Annotated in this window: 17 protein-coding genes; 5 read left to right on the top strand and 12 right to left on the bottom strand. The window is 73.0% G+C overall.

The window, feature by feature from the left end:
- Window positions 1–62: 62 nt before the first annotated feature.
- The gene (locus MLV88_RS10220; protein ID WP_242353774.1) at window positions 63–2354 is read right to left on the bottom strand and encodes a choice-of-anchor D domain-containing protein; all 2292 of its coding nucleotides are present in this window, start codon (window positions 2352–2354) and stop codon (window positions 63–65) included.
- 703 nt (window positions 2355–3057) lie between these two features.
- Here MLV88_RS10220 and MLV88_RS10225 point away from each other — a divergent pair.
- The 3 genes from MLV88_RS10225 to MLV88_RS10235 all read left to right on the top strand — a co-directional run bounded on the left by MLV88_RS10225 (window position 3058) and on the right by MLV88_RS10235 (window position 5204).
- Window positions 3058–3309 (top strand): acyl carrier protein, encoded by a 252-nt coding sequence (locus MLV88_RS10225; protein ID WP_242353776.1) that lies wholly within the window; start codon window positions 3058–3060, stop codon window positions 3307–3309.
- A gap of 128 nt (window positions 3310–3437) precedes the next feature.
- A complete protein-coding gene (locus MLV88_RS10230; protein ID WP_242353778.1) occupies window positions 3438–4163 on the top strand; it encodes a GNAT family N-acetyltransferase in 726 nt (241 codons plus the stop codon).
- A 6-nt stretch (window positions 4164–4169) separates the two neighbouring features.
- The gene (locus MLV88_RS10235; protein WP_243337385.1) at window positions 4170–5204 is read left to right on the top strand and encodes an endonuclease/exonuclease/phosphatase family protein; all 1035 of its coding nucleotides are present in this window, start codon (window positions 4170–4172) and stop codon (window positions 5202–5204) included.
- A 21-nt stretch (window positions 5205–5225) separates the two neighbouring features.
- On the opposite strand, the gene ccoS is transcribed toward MLV88_RS10235, so the two are convergent.
- From ccoS to MLV88_RS10290, 11 genes are all read right to left on the bottom strand, one after another.
- On the bottom strand, window positions 5226–5429 hold the full coding sequence (gene ccoS / locus MLV88_RS10240; protein ID WP_243337386.1) for a cbb3-type cytochrome oxidase assembly protein CcoS: 204 nt from the start codon (window positions 5427–5429) through the stop codon (window positions 5226–5228).
- A 9-nt stretch (window positions 5430–5438) separates the two neighbouring features.
- Window positions 5439–7919 carry a heavy metal translocating P-type ATPase gene (locus MLV88_RS10245; protein WP_243337387.1) on the bottom strand — a complete coding sequence of 827 codons (2481 nt, stop codon included), beginning with the start codon at window positions 7917–7919 and terminating at the stop codon, window positions 5439–5441.
- Entirely contained in the window at window positions 7916–8578 is a 663-nt protein-coding gene (locus MLV88_RS10250) for a sulfite exporter TauE/SafE family protein (RefSeq protein WP_242335990.1), read from the bottom strand. The genes MLV88_RS10245 and MLV88_RS10250 overlap by 4 nt, the downstream gene beginning before the upstream one ends.
- Complete coding sequence (locus tag MLV88_RS10255) at window positions 8575–9420, bottom strand: FixH family protein (protein ID WP_242353819.1); 846 nt, start codon at window positions 9418–9420, stop codon at window positions 8575–8577. Before MLV88_RS10255 ends, MLV88_RS10250 begins: the two co-directional genes overlap by 4 nt.
- Window positions 9417–10643, bottom strand: a complete 1227-nt coding sequence (locus MLV88_RS10260; RefSeq protein ID WP_242335996.1) for a 4Fe-4S dicluster domain-containing protein — start codon at window positions 10641–10643, stop codon at window positions 9417–9419. Before MLV88_RS10260 ends, MLV88_RS10255 begins: the two co-directional genes overlap by 4 nt.
- Entirely contained in the window at window positions 10627–10773 is a 147-nt protein-coding gene (locus tag MLV88_RS10265; RefSeq protein ID WP_242335999.1) for an LPXTG cell wall anchor domain-containing protein, read from the bottom strand. Before MLV88_RS10265 ends, MLV88_RS10260 begins: the two co-directional genes overlap by 17 nt.
- On the bottom strand, window positions 10770–11081 hold the full coding sequence (locus MLV88_RS10270) for a cbb3-type cytochrome c oxidase N-terminal domain-containing protein (protein WP_242336002.1): 312 nt from the start codon (window positions 11079–11081) through the stop codon (window positions 10770–10772). The genes MLV88_RS10265 and MLV88_RS10270 overlap by 4 nt, the downstream gene beginning before the upstream one ends.
- 9 nt (window positions 11082–11090) lie before the next feature.
- A complete protein-coding gene (locus MLV88_RS10275; protein ID WP_242336004.1) occupies window positions 11091–12122 on the bottom strand; it encodes a cbb3-type cytochrome c oxidase subunit II in 1032 nt (343 codons plus the stop codon).
- Between the two features lie 14 nt (window positions 12123–12136).
- A complete protein-coding gene (locus MLV88_RS10280) occupies window positions 12137–13570 on the bottom strand; it encodes a cbb3-type cytochrome c oxidase subunit I (protein WP_242336007.1) in 1434 nt (477 codons plus the stop codon).
- A 280-nt stretch (window positions 13571–13850) separates the two neighbouring features.
- Window positions 13851–15851: a molybdopterin oxidoreductase family protein gene (locus MLV88_RS10285; protein WP_243337388.1), complete on the bottom strand. Its 2001-nt coding sequence runs from the start codon at window positions 15849–15851 to the stop codon at window positions 13851–13853.
- Between the two features lie 72 nt (window positions 15852–15923).
- Window positions 15924–16328 (bottom strand): hypothetical protein, encoded by a 405-nt coding sequence (locus MLV88_RS10290; RefSeq protein ID WP_243337389.1) that lies wholly within the window; start codon window positions 16326–16328, stop codon window positions 15924–15926.
- 196 nt (window positions 16329–16524) lie between these two features.
- Between MLV88_RS10290 and MLV88_RS10295 the strand changes: the two genes are divergently transcribed.
- Entirely contained in the window at window positions 16525–17496 is a 972-nt protein-coding gene (locus MLV88_RS10295) for an NAD-dependent epimerase/dehydratase family protein (protein ID WP_242360431.1), read from the top strand.
- Between the two features lie 82 nt (window positions 17497–17578).
- Window positions 17579–18256 (top strand): HAD family hydrolase, encoded by a 678-nt coding sequence (locus MLV88_RS10300; protein ID WP_242360432.1) that lies wholly within the window; start codon window positions 17579–17581, stop codon window positions 18254–18256.
- Window positions 18257–18258: the final 2 nt, after the last annotated feature.

Below are 18258 nucleotides of genomic sequence, written 5' to 3' on the forward strand. Positions count from 1 at the left end.
GGCCTCCAGCGACCGGAGCCGCTGGAGGCCCTCATCGCGGATCGAGGACGACCCGCGAGCCGCTACCGACCGTTGAGGATCTTCGCGTTCAGCGCCGCGTTCCCGTAGAGCTGCATGCCCTGCCCGACCGGATGCGACTCGAGCCGCTTCTGGACGGCGACGTCGTAGCGGCCGAGCTTGCAGAAGCCGTCGTTGAACCAGCCGTTCCCCGCGCCGCTGCCATCCACGTACTGCCCGTACTGGTAGCCGGTCGAGGTGGAGATCCAGATGTGGTCGAGGAGCGTCTTCGACAGCGCGTGAACGTCGGCGTCGGTCCACTCGATGCCGAGGTCGTGCGCCTCCACGATGTAGGCGATGACGTTGTTGCCGTGGCTGACGTCCTGCCCGGGGGCGGCGCTGGAGCCCCAGACGTCGCTCCAGAAGTACGCGCCCGGGTCTCCGGCGGCGGGCTTCATCTGCTGCCGCAGCGACGAGGAGTAGTTGGGCAGGTGGAGGTTGACGTTGTCTACCACGGTCCGGTACGTCGCGCGCTCGGCGGGATCCGAGCTGAGCACCCAGAGATCCGCCGCGATGAACGCCCAGTGGGACGCCATGTGGGTCCTGCTGCGGTACAGGTTCTCCGAACCGCGGGTCGCCCACTTCTCGAAGATGTTCTTCTTCGTGAACGCGAGGACGTCGTCGTAGGTCTTCCGGTAGCCGGGATCCGCGTAGACCGCCGGGTTGTTGCGCATGACCCGGAGCAGCTTCGTCACGTACCTGAAGCAGTAGCTCTCCGTGAGCGGGTACTCGCCGCCGACCAGGCTCGTGTCGTATGGGTGATCCCACGCCCCCCAGCCCAGGTAGCCGTCCTTGAACTGGCTGTTCGGCAGGGACGAGGAGGGGACGGCGCTGGCGATGACGTTGTGGATGTAGAGGAGCGCGCGATCGAGGTACTTCGTGTTCCCCGTCGCCTCGAACATCGCGGTCAGGCCGTCGATGCCGTACGCGAGGTTGTAGTACTTCCAGCTGTTCCCCGAGGTGCTCAGCGGGAGGTACGTGTTCACGTTCTCGCTGTCCCAGCTCTGCAGGAACAGGCTCTCCCACTGCGCCACGGTCCGCAGGCTCGGGTCCGCGGGGGTCGTCGGGCCGGACGGCGCGGGCGTCGGGGCGACCACCGGCGCGGACACCGTCACGGAGCCGGTGGCCTTCCGGGTCGGGTCGGCGACGCTCGTCGCCGAGACCCGGTACGTGCCGCCGGTCGCGGGCGCGGTGTAGACGCCGGTCTGGGCGTCCACCGTGCCGAGGGAGCCGCTCTCCACGGCCCACCGGACCGAGCGATCGATGGTCCCGACCACGACCACGTCGGCGACGAGCTGAACCGTCTGCCCCGCGGCCACGGCGGTATCACGTACCGTCACGCTCGTGATGCTCGCGGCGGGGACGCCGGTGCCCGCGAAGTCGACGGCGGCGAGCGGATCCGCCTGGGTCGCGCTCTTCACGACGAGCCTGCCGCTCGACGGCCCGCTGGCGGTGGGCGTGAACCTCACCGTCACCGTCGCAGCGGCGCCGGGCGCGAGGGTGGTGGGCAGGCTTCCACTGGAAGCCGTGAACCCCGTCCCGGTCGTCGCGACCTCGGACACGGTCACCGGCGCGCTGGAGGGGTTCGTGAGCGTGACGCTCTGCGCGCTGTAGCTCCCGATCGTCACGTCCCGGAAGTCCAGGGCGGTCGGCGTCGTGCCGAGCGACACGGCCGGGGACAGCCCGTTCCCGCTGAACTCCACGACGGCGAGCGGACGCGGCTGGGTGCCGTTGATGGACACGCTGCCAGCCACCGCGCCCGCGATGCTCGGGGCGAACGCGACCGTGAGGGTGGCGCTCTCCCCCGCCGCGATGGTGGCGGGCAGCGTGAGCCCGCTGGCGGTGACGTCCCGGCCGAGCACCGAGATGCTCGTGACCTGGGCGGGGCGGCTCGAGGAGTTGGTCACCGTGACGACCTGCTGGGCGATCGCCCCGACCGGCACGTCCGGGAAAACGAGCGCACCCGGTGCCGCGTCCAGCTGGTTCGCGTACTTCACGCCCCTTCCGTTGAACCGGACGAGCGTGGTCGAGCCGGTCTGGGCGGAGCTGCTCACAGAGATCGCGCCGGCGACGTCACCCGACGTCACGGGGGCGAGCTCCACGAACAGGCTCGTCTGCTCGCCCGGGGCGAGCGTCACCGGCAGCGCTCGACCGGAGGTGATGGCCCACTTCCCGGTGGGGGTCACGTCGGTGATCGTGAGCGGAGCGGCGGAGGTGTTGGTGAGCGTGACCGTCTGCGCCGCGTCGCCAGCCACGTCCACCTCGCCGAAGGACACCTCCGACGGGGTCGCCGTCACTGGCTGTGACGACGTATCCCCGCCGCCGCAGGCGACGAGAGCGAGCAGTCCAGCGAGTGTCAGCAAGGCAGCGTGTCCGGCGAAGAACTTGTGCATTCGGGCGTTCCCTTTCATCCCTCTTGGCGGCTCAGCTGCAGGCCCAGCAGGGCTTTCCACGGCTGCTTGCTCCGTGGTCCTGGGGCCGTAGAGACCACGGCAGCCGTGTAGGAGCGAAAGGGCAGTAGGTACGAATATGGCGGAGATTGCTCAGGATTTTGGCAAAGGCCCTGATCTGAATGTCATAGCCGTAAACTTATCGTACGGGTACAAACGAACCCCTGAGTGCATGCGCACTCAGGAATTCGCTCGTGGTACCGGTGAGTTGACGACCCGCTGCTCCCTCATCCGTGGAGCCCGTGCCGAGAAGGCGCTCGCGGTGCGGGGCGGCGGCCAGGCGGAAGGACGCCGACGAGCTTTGACGATGCGGGGGTGGTGCGAGGGGACGCCGCAGCGACCTGGCAGCGACGACGCGCGCCCGCCGGGCCCCGGCGGGTCCGCGTCTGCGCCATCCGCGCCCCGAAGCGCACCGTCCGCAGTGGGGGCTTGCCGGGCGTGGACGCGAGACGGAAACAAACATCCACTCCACGCGCCCGTGGCGGGCTCGAGGGTGGAGTCACGGCCTCCGGCGCGGAGGCGACGCAATGAGCATGAAGAGGAGAATCGGATGACGGGAGGCGAGGTGCGTCACGCGGTCCGAGGCTTCATCACGGGGGAGCTCATGAGGGCCTCGGAGCACCTCCGGATCGGAGATCGTGACGACCTCATCACCGCAGGTGTCATCGACTCGATGGGGATCATGCACCTCATCGGCTTCCTGGAGTCTACCTTCGCGATCCGGGTCCGGGAGAGCGAGATTCTCCCCGAGAACTTCTCTTCGGTGGAGGCGATCGCGTCCTTCGTGGCCCGCCACCGCTGAGGCGCTCTCCGCTCCTCGGGAACGACCATGACCCCCTCGCTCCCGGTCGCACGGCACGCCTCGCTCGGCCCCTCACAGCGCGACCGCACGGAGGTCCTCGCGCGCGTCCCGCCGGAAGACGAACGGAAATGACCAGCGCCTGGCGGTTCCGGTACCTCCAGTTCCGCGAGTACGCGCGCGACCACGGCCTCGCCGCGGCCTGCCGGTTCGCGCTCCATCGCAGCGAGGAGGCGGTCCCGATCGAGAAGGACCTCTCCGCCCTGAAGCCCGTCGCTGCGCCGCCCGGTCCCGGGCTCGAGCTCTTCGAGATCGGCCCGGAGAACGTGGACCGCTTCGAGCTGGACCACCCGGAGGAAAGCCGCGGCGCGCGCGTGAAGCGCTACGTCGAGCGCGGCTACCGCACCCTCGTGATGACGCGCGGCAGGAAGGTGATCGCCGACTACTGGTACGTGGGCCGGCGCACGGCCCGGACGCGCGGGATCCACCCGCACCTCCGGTGGTTCGGGATAGACCTCGGCGAGGACGACGTCTACATGTTCGACATGCACCTCGCCGCGGACGAGCGCGGCGGCGGCATGGCCACCTACTTCATGTCGCGCGCGCTCCACCACCTCCGCGCCGCGGGCGTGCGCAGGGCGTACGGCTACTACGACGCCGGCAACCTGCCGGCGCTGTGGGTTCATCGCCTCCTCGGCTACCGGGAGCTTCCGCGCGTCACGATCCACAAGTTCCTCTGGCTCGAGACGGCGTTCCCGAAGGTCGCGCGCGTCTCCGGGCGCCCGGCGGGTCCCGACGCGGCCCCTGCGCCCCCGGCGCGCTCGCCATCGTCCGGCGTGGACACCCCGCAGCCCTGACGGATGATGGCCTCACGCGCCGAGATGCGTCCGGTCCTCGTCATGGCAGGGTGGCTCCTCGGCTCGACCATCCTCGCCGGGCTCGCCCTGCGCCCCGCGTTCGGCGACGCGTTCCTCGTCACCCGCTACACCGGCTACGTGATGCCGTGGCTGCTCGCCGTCCTCGTACCCGGCGCCGCCGCCGCGTGGCTCACGCACCACCGGGCCCTCGCGGCCGTGGCGGCCGCCTCGATCGCCATCATCACCGCCGCCCATGCGCCGCTGTTCCGATCGAAGCCCGCCCCTCCGGCTTCCTCCGGCTTCTCCCTCCGGGTGATGAGCTACAACACCTGGTCGAGGAACCTGGACGTGCAGCGGATCGCGCGCGCCATCGAGCGACAGCGCCCGGATCTCCTCCTCGTTCAGGAGATCCGGCCGAAGATCTTCGCGGGGGTCGTCGAGGCGCTCCGGGAGGCGAGCGGCGGCGCGGAGGTCCACGTCGCGTACGACCCGCAGCTCCTGCAAGGGATCGTGAGCCGGTACCCCGTGGAGGCGTCGGGCAGCATGAGGACGAAGGGCAAGGCGCAACGAGCGGTGCTGCGATCCCCTGCGGGTCCCATCGCCATCTACAACGTCCACCCGCTGCGCCGCGGCGGATGGCATGACCGTTACTCGCAGATCGAGGCGCTCCTGCAGGAGGACGTGCTCCGGGAGACGGGGCCCGTGATCCTGGGAGGAGACTTCAACGCGCCCGACCGCTCCCAGCTCTACGGCATGGTGACGCGCGCGCTCCACAGCGCCCACGACGATCGCGGGTTCGGGTTCGGCTTCACGTATCCGGCGCACGTCTGGCTCCCGTTCGGCGCGGTCCCCGCCGTGCCGCTCGTGCGCATCGACCACATCTTCTTCTCGGAGGCGCTCGTCGCGATCCGGGCCGAGACGCTCGACGACAGCGGCGGATCCGACCACCGGCCGGTCCTCGCGGAGCTCGCGCCGCGCGCCGCCGAGCCGCAGGGCGTGACGGGCCGCGCGCTCGGCGCGGCCGCCCGACGCCGCCCGTGAGGGCGTTTCGCCCGCGCGACCCTACCCGCCGCCGCCTCCGGGGGGCGGCCGCGGCGCCTCCCCGCCCTCGCGCGGCGGCGGCCTCTCTCCTTCGTCGTCGTCGAGCATCCGGTACTTCGGCCCCTCGGGATCGTCGTACTGCCCGCTCCTCACCGTCCAGATGAAGAACAGCCACGCGGCGACCCCGAGCGCCAGCGAGAGGACCACGAGGAAGCCGATCGACATGGAAGGTCTCTAGCCCAGCGCGCCGCGCAGGCGCACCGAGTTCAGCACGACGAAGAGCGAGCTCGCCGCCATCGCCCCGGCCGCCACGATCGGGTGGAGCAGGCCCGCCATCGCGAGCGGGATCGCGACCGCGTTGTAGAAGAAGGCCCAGAACACGTTCTGGCGGATGACGGCCAGGGTCCGGCGCGAGAGCCGGACGAGCTCCGCGACGAGCCGGAGGTCGTCGCGGACGAGCACCGCGTCGGCGCTCTCCATCGTCACGTCGGTGCCGCGCCCCATCGCCGCTCCGACGTCGGCCTGCGTGAGCGCGGGGGCGTCGTTGATGCCGTCGCCCGCGAAGAGCACGCGCCTGCCCTTCGCCTGGCGCCGGGCGACCACGGCGCGCTTCTCCACCGGGCTCGCCTCGGCGATCGCCTCCACCCCGAGCGCGGCAGCGACGGCACCGGTCGTGATCTGCGTGTCGCCGCTCACGAGGGCGACGCGGACGCCCAGCGCCCGGAGGCGCGCGATCGCCTCGGGCGCCTCGTCGCGCACCACGTCGGCGACCGACAGGAGCGCGGCGACCGCGCCCCGCACCGCGAGGAACGCCACCGTCTCGCCGCGCTCCTCGAGCCCCCGGGCGCGGGCGTCGGCGTCCGCGCCGAGGGAGACGCCGTGGTCGGCGAGGAGGGCGCGGTTGCCGATGAGGATGGAAGCGGCGTCGGCCGGGGTCGAGGTCGGGGTCGGCCACCCGCCCATCTCCCGCACCCGCGCCACCACTCCCCTCCCCGGCACCGCCCGGAACCCCTCCACCTCGACCGCGGCCTCGGGCAGCGCCCTTGCCGCCTCCACGATCGCCCGGCCGACATGGTGCTCGCTGCGCGACTCCACCGCGGCCGCCAGCGCCAGCGCCGCCTCCCGCCCGAGCGCGGGGTCCACCACGACCACCTCGCGCAAGACCGGCCTGCCGCGCGTGACCGTGCCCGTCTTGTCGAGCAGCACGTCCGTCACCCGCCCGGCGCGCTCGACCACGTCTCCCCCCTTCACGAGGAGCCCGCGCTGCGTCGCGAGCCCGGTGGAGACGATGACCGCGATCGGCGTCGCGAGCCCGAGGGCGCAGGGGCAGGCGATCACCACCACCGAGATGCCGGTCATGAGCGCCCGGTCCACGGGCGCGCCGCGCGCCAGCCAGAAGACGAGCGTCCCCGCGGCGAGGACGAGCATCGCCGGCACGAACACGCCGACGACCCGGTCCGCCACCGCCTGGATGCGCGGCTTCGCGACCTGCGCCTCCTCGACGGCCCGGACGATCCCGGCGAGGACGGTGTCCTTCCCGACGCGCGTGACCTCCACGACGAGGGCGCCCGTCCCGTTCACCGTCCCGCCGATCACGGCCGCGCCGGGCGCCTTCGCGACCGGCCGCGACTCTCCCGTGACGAGCGACTCGTCCACCTCCGACGCGCCGTCGACGACCGTGCCGTCGAGCGGGATCAGCTCGCCGGGCACGACCGCGAGGCGATCGCCCGGACGGATCTCCGCGACCGGGACGCTCCGCGGCTCCTCCCACCCGCCGGCGCCGCGCGCGAGGCGCCGCGCCTCGCGCGGCGCGAGCCGGGCGAGGCGCGCCACCGCCTCGGAGGCCCGGCCCTTCGCGCTCGCCTCCACGAACCGGCCGACGAGCACGAGGGTGGGGATCATCGCGGCGGTGTCGAAGTAGACCTCGCCTCCGCGGAGCATCTGGAACACGGAGTACACGAGCGCCGCGCCGGAGCCGAAGACGACCAGCGAGTCCATGTTGAAGCGCAGGTGGCGGAGCCCGCTCGCGGTCGCGCGGAGGAACGGCGCGCCCGCGTAGAAGAAGACCGGCAGCGTGAGCCCGAGCGAGATCCACTCCATGAGCCGGCGCGTCCCCGCGTCGATCCCCTGGAAGTACCCGGCGTAGAGGGCCGCCTGGTAGATCATGAGCTGCGAGGCGAGGAACCCGGCGGTGCCGAGCCGGACGAGCAGATCCCTCGCCTCCGCCCGCTGCGCCGCCGCCTGCTCCGTGTCGGACCACGGCTTCGGGAGGTACCCCGCGGCGCGGATGCGGCCGAGCACCGTCTCGAGCCCGGCGCGCGCCGGATCCCAGCGCACGCGCGCGCGGTGGGTCGCGTAGTTCACGCGCGCGAAGGTGACGCCCGGCGTCCGCGAGAGGAGCCGCTCGTTCAGCCACACGCACGACGCGCAGCGGATGCCGTCGACGTAGACCTCGATCTCGTCGCCCTCCTCGCCGTGGCGGACCGCCTCGCGGAACGCGGGCAGGTCCGCCTCGAGCCCGTCCGGCCTCACTGGCGCGCCCGGCCCCTCCCACCGCCGCGTGTCGTAGTAGGCGCCGAGCCCCTCCGCGTGCACGAGCTCGAAGACGCCGCGGCAGCCGCCGCAGCAGAACACGTGCGCCCGCCCCGCGATCTCGACGCGGACTTCCTCGCGCTCGGGGAACTCGAGCAGGCAGTGGTCGCAGACCGGCTTCACAGGCCGAGCCCGCGGGCGACGAACACGCCGCCCAGCACCGCGACGAGGAGCCCGCCCGCCCGGTAGAGGACGCCCCGCGCGCGCGCGCCGAGGAGCGCCCCCAGGGCGCCGGCGAGGAGCAGGGCCGGGACGGTGCCGAGCCCGAAGGCGAGCGCGAGGAGGAGCCCCTCGGACGGGCTGCCCGTGCCCGCCGCGCCGAGGAACAGGGTCCACGAGAGGCCGCACGGGAGGAGCCCGAGCGCGAGGCCCGTCGGGTAGAGCCGCCCGGGGCCGCCGCCGGAGAGGAGCCCGCGCACGAGCCGCACGACCCGGGCGGACGCGCGCGCCTCCAGGCGCTTCAGCCCGCCCGAGAGGCCCGCCGCGCCGAGGCCGACCAGGATCATGAGCACGCCCGCGACGACGGCGACGACGTCCTGCAGCCCGGCCAGCCTGCCCGCCACGTTCACGAACGAGCCCGTGAGCCCCATCACCGCGCCGAGCGTCGCGTAGGTGGTGACCCGGCCCGCGTGGTAGGCGAGCTGCCCCGCCAGCGAGCGGCGCGGTCCGAGCGCACCGCTCGCGAGCGCGAACGAGCCGACGAGCGGCCCGCACATCCCGATGCAGTGGCCGAACCCGCCGAGCAGGCCGGTCACGAACGCCATCGCGACGGCGTCGGTCACTCGGCCACCGTGAGCTCGAACCTCGCCGTCCGCGCCGGCGCTTCCGGCGAGGTCACCCTGACCTCCGCCGTCCAGTCCCTCCGCCCGCTCGGGCAGCGCACGAGCACCGCCTTCCCGGCGTGGCGCCCCTCCCCCGCGGGCGCGAGCGCGCTCGCGTTCCGCCCCATCTCCATCCCGTTCATCGCGAAGGAGACCTCCACGGCGGCGCCCGGCGCGCCGCGCACCTCGGCGGCGACCGCGAGCGTGCGCATGGTGCGCAGCGGGCGCGGGCCGAGCTCGAGCGTCACCTCGCCGCCGCCGTCGAGCGGGCGCGTGCAGGGGCCCCGGCCCAGATCGCAGGGGGCCGCGCTCTCCCCTGCGGCGGCGCGCCGGGGGTCCGCCGTGGGCGCGCCGACGTGGACGACCTTCTCGATCCGCACCCGGTCGCCGCCGCGCCGCACGTCGAACCGCAGGAGCCACGGGCCGGCGGCGGGGAGGTCGACCTCCGCCGCATACCGCCCGATCCCGTCCGGCCGCGCCGCCACGGTCTCCACCCCCCGGCTCGTGTCGAGCCGCGCCACGCTCACCGCGATGACGGCCCCGGCGACCGGCCTGCCCTGCCCGTCGGCCACGGCGAACGGGAGCGTCACCTCGCCCGGCGAGGACGGCTTCGCGGCGAGCGACACGTCCCAGCCGAGCGTCGCGCGCGCGTGGCGCTCGGCGTCGTAGCGGAGCCCTTCCTCGTAGGGGTCGGCGACGATCGTCTCCTCCTTCACGCGGGCGCCGATCCAGATCGTCCCGACGACGGCGCCGAGCCCGGCGACCACCGCCCCCGTGAACGCGAGCTTCGTTGCGTGGATCACCTGACCTCCGGGACGACGAGGGAGACCGACTGGCGGTCGCGCTCGACCGCCGCGCCGCCGCGGCGCACCTCGGCGACGAGCTCGGCCGGCACGCGCCCCGCGCGGTCGAGCCCGCGCGCGCTCGCGACGAGCCGGACCTGCCGCCGCTCGCCCGGGCCGAGCTCCACGACGTCCGGGCGGACGGCCACCTCGGCGGCGCCGGCGCGGAGCGCGAGGCCGACGGTGACGGGCGCGCGGCCGTGGTTCTCGAGCGCGACGCTGAAGGCGTTCACGACCCGCCCGTCGGCGGCGCGCCGCGGCGCGAACGCCGCCTCGGCGAGCGCGTTCATGTCCACGAGCCCTCGTCCCGCGACGACCGCGACGAGGAGCGCGAGCGCGGCGGCGGTCGCGCCGGCGAGCGCGAGGACGCCCGGGCGCGCGAGCCTGCGCGGGGTGCCGGGCTCGCCGAGGAAGTAGCCGACGAGATCCGGCGGGCGGCGGAGCTTCGCCATGATGGGCGCGCACGCGTCCACGCACGCGGCGCAGGCGATGCACTCCATCTGCAGCCCGTCGCGGATGTCGATGCCGGTCGGGCACACGCGCACGCACGCGCCGCAGTCGACGCAGTCCGCGGCGCGGCGCCGGTCGTACGCCACGACGAGCGTGTGCCGGTCGAAGAGGACGCCCTGCAGCTTCGCGTACGGGCAGACCGTGGCGCAGAACGTCTGGCGCAGGAAGACGAGGTCCGCGAACAGGACGCCACCCATCGCGAGCCAGGCGCCGCCGAGCACCGGCCCGAGCGTGCCCGCGCCGAGCCTGCGGAAGAACTCCCCGGGTGGCACGAAGTACCAGAGCAGGTTCGCCGCGACGAGGGCGGACGCGAGCGCGACGAGCGCGAGGCCCGCCGGGCGCCGCCAGCGCGGGCGCTTCCGCCGGGGGTCCGGCTCGACGAGGCGGGTGAGCTCCCCGAGGAGCGTCTGCGGACAGGACCAGCCGCACCACACCCGCCCCAGCACGAGCGTCACGAGCAGGAACGCGGCGGTGAGGAGGAGCGTCGCGGCGAGGACCACGAACGCCTCGTCGATCGCGAACGACGCCCCGAAGGCGTGCAGCCGCCCGGCCGGCACGTCGAGGCGCAGCGCGCTCTCGCCCCCGACGGAGACGAAGGGCAGCCCGAGCCAGAGGAGCCCCTGGGCGGCGAGAGCGAGCCGGCGCCACCGCTGGAAGCTACCGCTCGTCGTCATCCTCCAGCATCCGGTACTTCGCCTGCTCCACCGTGTGCTTGCGCTTGCGCGAGTAGTAGAAGAGCGCGATCCCCGCGAGCGCGGCGCAGAGCGTGAGGCCGAACACGAAGTAGGCGGTCTCCGGGCTCATGCCTGCTTCTTCCCCTTCCGGCGCTGGGCGGCGACGAGGAGGACCGCCGCGGTCGCGGGGATCACGGTGAAGGCGAGCGTGGCGAGCACGTTCAGGCCCATCGACGCCCCGCCGCCCTCGAGGTCCTGCGCCTGGGACCAGCCGCCGAGCCCCGGGGTGAACGACCACGCGTACCAGACGCCCCAGACGACGAGGCCCCAGAACAGGACGAGCCAGCCGACGGGGAGCTTGTTCGCGGTCTCCTTCGGCGCCTCGAGCTGGGAGAGATCGTCGTCGAACTGCGGATCGAGCTGCTGCCGTTCGGCCATGGCGTCTCCCTAGCGGTTCCCGTGCTCCGCCGCGTCGTCGTGGTGCCCCTCGGAGGCCTCGTGCGCCTTCTGGTTCCGGAGCCACGCGACGATCGACCAGATGTCCTCGTCGGACAGCTCGCTCCCGAACGGCTGCATGCCGCCGTCCGCGAGCCCGGGCCGGCCGAGCTGCCGCTTCACGTCGCTGCCGCCCTTGATCATCCCGAAGTACGCCGCGTCGGGCAGGTCGCCCTTCGCGCCGAGGAACGCGTCGTCGATGAGGCTCGGCGCGACGCCCTCCTGCCCCTGCGCCTCGTCGCCGTGGCAGGCGGAGCAGCCCTGCGCGTCGAAGAGCTGGCGCCCCTTCGTGATCGCGGCGACGTCGGTCGCGACGGGGTTCTTCTCCTCGAGGTCGAGCTCGAGCCCGCCCTTTCCGCCCCGGTCCACCGCCTTCCCGAGCGACAGCATGTACGCCACGATCGCGTCCATCTCGGTCTTGCCCTGGAGCGCCGCCGCGGCGCCCTCGAGGTCCGCGTCGGTGTACGGCACGCCGAGGCGCCGGAGCGTCCGCATGTGCGCGCGGAGGTCGTCCCCGTCCACCGCGGCGTCCTTCAGGAACGCGTACGCCGGCATGTTCGACCTCGGCACGACCGACTGCGGGTTCTCGAAGTGCGCCACGTGCCAGGCGGCGCTCTTCAGCCACCCCTCGAACGCGAGATCGGGGCCCGTCCGCTTCGAGCCCCACAGGAACGGGTGGTCGTAGGCGAACTCGCCGGCGAGCGAGTAGCGCCCCGACGGCTCGGCGGCGCGGTTGCCCTTGTAGCGCACCACCTCGCTCTGGAGCGGGCGGACGGTCTGCGTGTGGCAGTTCACGCAGCCCTCGCGCTGGTAGATGGCGCGCCCCGCGAGCTCGAGCGCGCCGAGCGGCACGAGGCCCTCGACCTTCGGGTGCATGTCCGAGCGCAGCATCGGGTAGGCCATCATGACGATCGAGCCCGCGAGCACGGCGAGGGTCGCGGCGATCGAGAAGGCGAGCGGCTTCGAGTAGATCTTTCCGGCCATGGTCGTCTCCGCTCCTACGCCGCCGTGACGTGGGCCGCCGGCGTCGCGGGCGCGGCCTGCCGCTCGAGCGCCCTGCCTTTACGGATGGTCATGAGGACGTTGTAGACGAAGAAGAGCATGCCGACGGTGAAGACGATCCCGGCGAGCGTGCGCGTGTGCCAGTACGGGTAGTTGCCCGCCACGGTGTCCACGAAGTTCCGGTAGACGAGCTTCCCCTGCGCGTCGGTCGCCTTCCACATCCAGCCCTGCCGGATGCCGGTGATCCACATGGTGATCGAGAACAGGAGCTGGCCGACGAGGACCAGCCAGAAGTGGACGTTCGCGAGCTTCACCGAGTGGATCTCGGTCCCGTAGATCTTCGGGATGACGTAGTAGACCGACGCCGTGATCACCATCGTCACCCAGCCCATCGTGCCCATGTGCACGTGGCCGGGGACCCAGTCCGTGAAGTGGATGAGCTGCGAGACGACGCGGAGCGCCTGCGTCGGGCCCTGCACGGTCTGCAGGCCGTAGAAGGTGATGCCGAGGATGAAGAACTTGGTCAGGTAGTTCGACCGCATCTTCGACCAGTCCTGCCCCACCGTGTAGTAGCCGTTCACGACCGAGCCCCAGCTCGGCGCGATGAGGAACAGGGTGAACACGATCGCGAGGGTCTGGATCCAGTCCGGCAGCGGCGTGTAGACGAGGTGGTGCGCGCCGGTCCAGAGGTACGCGAACACGAGCGACCAGAACGCCACGATCGACAGGCGGTGGCTCCAGATCGGCAGCCCGGTCGCCTTCGGGAGGAAGTAGTAGAACATCGCCAGGATCGGCGTCGTGAACACGAAGCCGACCGCGTTGTGCCCGTACCACCACTGCACGTTGGCGGAGTTCACGCCCGCGAACACCGGGTAGCTCTTCGTGAGGCTCACCGGGAGGGCGAGGTTGTTCACGAGGTAGAGGACGGCCACGGCGATGACCGTCGCGATGACGTACCAGAGCGACACGTACATCTGCTGCTCGCGCCGCTTCAGCACCGTCCCGAAGACGTTCACGGCGAACATCACCCACAGGACGACGATCGCGACGTCGAGCGGCCACTCGAGCTCCGCGTACTCGAGCGACTGCGTGTACCCCGCCATGAGCGAGAGCGCCGCGAGCGCGATGCCGGCGTTGAAGAGCCAGAGCTGGACGCGCGCGAGCCGGGGGAACAGGAGCGGCCGCTTGCAGAGCCGCATCACGATCCAGTAGCTCAGCCCGAAGATCGCGCCGACGCCGAGCCCGAACGCGAGGCCGTTCGTGTGCACGGGCCGCAGCCGGCCGAAGGTGAGGTACGGCGGGAAGTTCGCGGCGGGCAGCCACATCTGCACCGAGATGAGCAGCCCGATGAGGATGCCGACGACCCCCCAGAAGATGGCCGAGAGGATGAACCCCTGGACCGTCCGGTGGTCGTAGCGATACTCGTTCATGTGCACGTCCCCTGTGGGTTGATCGCGCGCAAGAATACAGGACCTCCCGGCCGCCGAGTAGAGGCTCGTTGCGCACCCGTTAGGGCCAGCAATTCCCCGCAAGACGCAATGATTTCGCGCTGATGGCTTACCCTTGCGCCAGCAGGTCCGCTGGCGCAAATGCTGCGGCAAGTTGCCGCCCTTGATGGGAGTCAGCGTCCGATGACAGCGGCACCGGCCAAGCGGGAAGCCCCCGCGGCCTGCGCCGGCGGGAACGTGGACGCCCGGCGAGCGCTCGGGCCTAGGCGCCGCGCACGTCCACCCGGTTGTCGTAGAACGTCGAGCCGCCCGCGGCGTCGGTGAGCCGCTGCGCGGTGAGCGCGTTCACGTTCCGCGCACCCGGCGCGTGCGCGAGCCACCACACGCCCTCGGCGACCGCGATCCCGTCGGGAAGGCCGGGCGTGACGCGGAGCGCGAAGGTCGCCTCGCCGAGGCCGTTCCAGGCGACCACCGCGGCGCCGTCCGCGAGGCCGCGCGCGGACGCCTCGGCGGGCGAGAGCCTGAGGCTCATGCCGCCGTTGCGCTCGCGAAGCTCGGGCCGCTCCATGAACGTCGAGTTCAGCGTGTGGATCGCGGGCGCGGTGACGAGCCGGAGCGGCAGGCCCCGCTCCTCGTGGGTCGGGAGGTGCCGCGGCAACGGCTCGGCGAGCGCGTCGTTCCGGAGCTCGATCTTCCCGGAGCGGGTACGCCAGCGCGGCCCGGCCGGCGGCCGGAGCGTCACCGCGCGCCCGGCGGCGAGCCGCTCGAGGTCGAGCCCCGCGCGCCAGGACGGGGAGAGCCGCTCCAGCACCGCGTCGATGAGGGCGTCCTCCGTCATCCGGAACACCGGCTCCTCGAAGCCCATCGCGGCGGCGAGGAGGCGGAACACCTCCCAGTTCGCCTTCGCCTCTCCGGGCGGCGGCACGACCGGCTGCGCCCGCTGCAGGCAGTACTGGCCGTAGGAGCGGTACAGGTCGGCGTGCTCGAGCGAGTACGTGGCCGGGAGCACGACGTCGGCGAAGCGCGCGGTGTCGGTCATGAACCGCTCGTGCACGACGAGGAACAGGTCCTCGCGCGCGAGCCCGGCGAGCACCGCGTTCTGATCCGGGGCGACCGCGGCCGGGTTCGCCGCGTAGACCATCATCGAGCGGATCGGCGGATCGCGGAGCTCCGCGAGCGCCGCGCCGAGCTGGTTCATGTTCACGACGCGGGTGGGCCTCGGCAGGAGGTCCTCCCGCGTCACCGGCGACAGGTCGAGCGCCTGGGACGAGCTCGCGTCGGCGAAGCAGCCCCCGCCCTTCCTCCCGAACGCGCCCAGCACCGCCGCGAGCGAGACGATGCAGCGGACCGTCATCGCGCCGTTCGCGTACCGCGAGAGCCCGCTCCCCACCCGGAGGAACGGCGCCCGCGCGCGCGCCAGCGCCCGAGCGAGCTCCTCGATCTCCGCCGGCGCGAGGCCGGTCAGCCGGCTCACCGCCTCCGGCGGGTACTCTGCGAGCGCCCGCGCGCGCAGCTCCGGCCACCCGACCGCCTCGGCCGCGAGGAACGCCTCGTCCGCGAGGCCCTCGCGCGCGAGGACGTGGACGAGCCCGAGCGCCAGCGCGCCGTCGGACCCGGGCCGGACGAGGATCGTCCGGTCCGCCACCGCCGCGGTCTCGCTCGGCCACACCTCGACGAGCAGCACCCTCGCGCCCCGGCGCCGCGCCTCCTTCACGCGCTGGACGAAGTGGAGGTTCGTCGCGACCGCGTGGATGCCCCATAGGACGACGAGGTCGGAGTCGAGCACCTCGTCCGGATCCGGGCCGGCGGTCGCGCCCATCACCTGGCTCCAGCCGGCGCCCTTCGCGGGAGAGCAGATGGTCCGGTCGAGCCGCGACGCGCCGAGCCGGTGGAAGAACGCGTGCCCCGCGTTCCGCTGCACGACACCCATCGTCCCCGCGTACGAGTAGGGGAGGATCGCCTCGCTGCCGTGCTCGCGGGCGAGGTCCTTCCAGCGCGCGGCGACGAGCTGGATCGCCTCCTCCCAGCTCGCGCGCCGGAACCGGCCCTCCCCCTTCGCGCCGGTGCGGACGAGCGGGTGGAGCAGCCGATCGGGCGAGCCCACGCTCCGCTCGTAGCCGTTCATCTTCGGGCACAGCGTGCCCTGGCTGTACGGGTGCTCCGGGTCGCCGCGCACCTTCACTGCACGTCCATCCTCGACCTGGACGAGGAGCCCGCAGGCGTCGGGGCAGTCGAACGGGCAGACGGAGCGGAGCGCGGTCATCCCCGGAGGATAACAAAAGGGCAGGGCCGGCTCCCGCCGGCCCCACCCCAAGGCCCCTCCCGCTGCGGCGCCTCAGAAGCGCCGGGACAGGAGCCCCATCGTCACCTTGTTGCTCTGGTCCCTGCCGCGGTTCAGCGTGAGCGACTGGCCGTCGTGGACCGGTGTCCGCGCCGCGTAGGTCGTGTCGGAGGCCGACGCGGCGTCGACGATGCCCCACACCAGGCCGGCGCCGAGGCCGATCACGGCGCCCCACGCGAGCGTGCGGCCCCAGTCGTAGTTGTCCTCACCCTGGATCCCCATGTTGTAGAGGATCACGCCTCCCGACACGGCCGAGCCGACGAGCCCGCCGGCGATCGTGTCCTTGAGGACGATGCCCGCGGTGCTGTGCCGCCGCTCGACTCGCACCACCTCGTCGGCGTGCGCCACCCCGAACCCGAGCAGCGTCGCCGCCACCACCAGCGCCTTGGCAATCCTCATCCGTTCCCCCCCTTGTCGTTCCCCCGGGCCCCTCCGGCCCGTCCTTCCGGGCCTCCCCGGCCCGTCCTCGTAAAAAACTGTAAGGACGCCCCTCCGAGAGCGACAAGGGACCCCAGCGCACGCACGCACGCACCGGGGGCGCACGGCGCCGGGAGGGATTGACGGGCGCCCGGCCGCATGGTTCCGTCCGCCGGCGATGCGCGCGCTCGTGACCGGTGCCGGCGGGTTCCTCGGGTCGGCGCTCGTGCGCCGGCTGGCCGCGCGCGGCGAGCGCGTGCGCGCCCTCGTCCGCGCGCCGGCGCCCGCCCTCGAGGCCCTCCCCGGCGTCGACGTCCTCTTCGGAGACGCGACGAGCCCGGCGTCGCTGCGCGCCGCGGTGCGCGGCTGCGACGTCGTGTTCCACCTGGCGGGCGTCCGCCGCGCGACGGCTCCCGACGAGTTCCTGCGGGTGAACGCGGGCTCGACCCGGCTGGCGCTCGACGCCTGCCTCGCCGAGGCGCAGGGCCTCTCGCGCTTCGTGCTCGCGGGCTCGATCGCCGCGGCGGGCCCCTCGCGGACGCCCCGCGGCGAGGACGAGCCGCTCGAGCCCGTGGAGCCCTACGGCGCGTCGAAGGCGGAGGCGGAGCGGATCGCCTTCGCCTACGCCGATCGCCTGCCGGTGGCGGTCGCCCGGCCGCCGCGGATCATGGGGCCGGGCGATCGCGAGAACCTCTTCCTGTTCCGGCTGGCGCGTGCCGGGCTGGCGATCGGTCTCCGCGGCCCGGAGCGGCCGCTCTCCTGGATCGACGTGGACGACTGCGCGCGCGGGATGATCCTGCTCGCCGAGAAGCCGGAGGCCGCCGGGGAGGCGTTCTTCCTCGCCTCCCCGGTCACCACCGACGCGCTCTCGATCCAGCTCGAGGCCGCGCGCGCGCTCGGCGTCCGCGCGCGGACCGTGAAGGTGCCCCCCGCGGCGGTGCGCGGCGCCGCGGCGCTCGCAGAGCTCGTCACGAGCACGACCGGTCGCCGCCTCCCGCTGAACCGCAAGCTCGCGGCGCAGGCCCTCGCGCCGGGCTGGGTGTGCGATCCTGGGAAGGCGCGCGCCCGGCTCGGCTTCGAGGCGAGGACGCCGCTCTCCGACTCGATCGCCCGCGCCGCCGCCTGGTACCGCGCCCGCGGGTGGCTCTGACGCATCACGGCGCGGCACCGCACCGAGGGGCCCCTCGCCGCGCTTGCCAAGCCGCACCACGACAGTCTACAGAGGCTCACCTATGGCGGGAACGGAGAGGGCCGCCTTCTTCGACGTGGACGGGACGCTCGTGCGCACGAACATCGTGCACGCGTTCGCGTTCTACGCGATGAACCAGGGCTCCATCCTCGGCACGGCCTGGCAGACCGCCCGGACGGTGCTGTCGCTGCCGCTCTTCGCGGCGGCGGACCGGATGAACCGGAAGCTCTTCAACGAGGTCTTCTACCGGTACTACTCCGGCCAGAGCGAGGACCGCCTGGAGACGCTCGCCGGGGAGCTCTTCGAGGACGTGCTCCGGCCGGCGATCTTCCCCGGCACGCCGCGCCTCATCGACGAGACGCGCCGCGCCGGCTGCCGGGTGGTCCTCGTGACCGGCGCCCTCGACTTCACGGTGCGGCGCCTCGCCGAGCACCTCGGGGCCGACGACCTCATCGCGAACCGGATGCGGTTCGTGCAGGGCGTCGCCACCGGCCGCGTCATCCCGCCCATCATCGAGGGCGCGCACAAGGCGCTCGCGATGCGCGACTACTGCGTGCGCGAGGGGCTGGCGCTCGAGAAGAGCTTCGCGTACTCCGACTCCTTCTCCGACTACCCGATGCTCGCCGTCGTGGGCCACCCCGCCGCGGTGAACCCCGACGTGCGGCTCGCGCGCGTCGCGCGGGCCTACGAGTGGCCCATCCTCAGGACCACGGAGGCGTGACG

The organism is Anaeromyxobacter soli, from assembly GCF_022808855.1.
Lineage (GTDB): Bacteria > Myxococcota > Myxococcia > Myxococcales > Anaeromyxobacteraceae > Anaeromyxobacter > Anaeromyxobacter soli.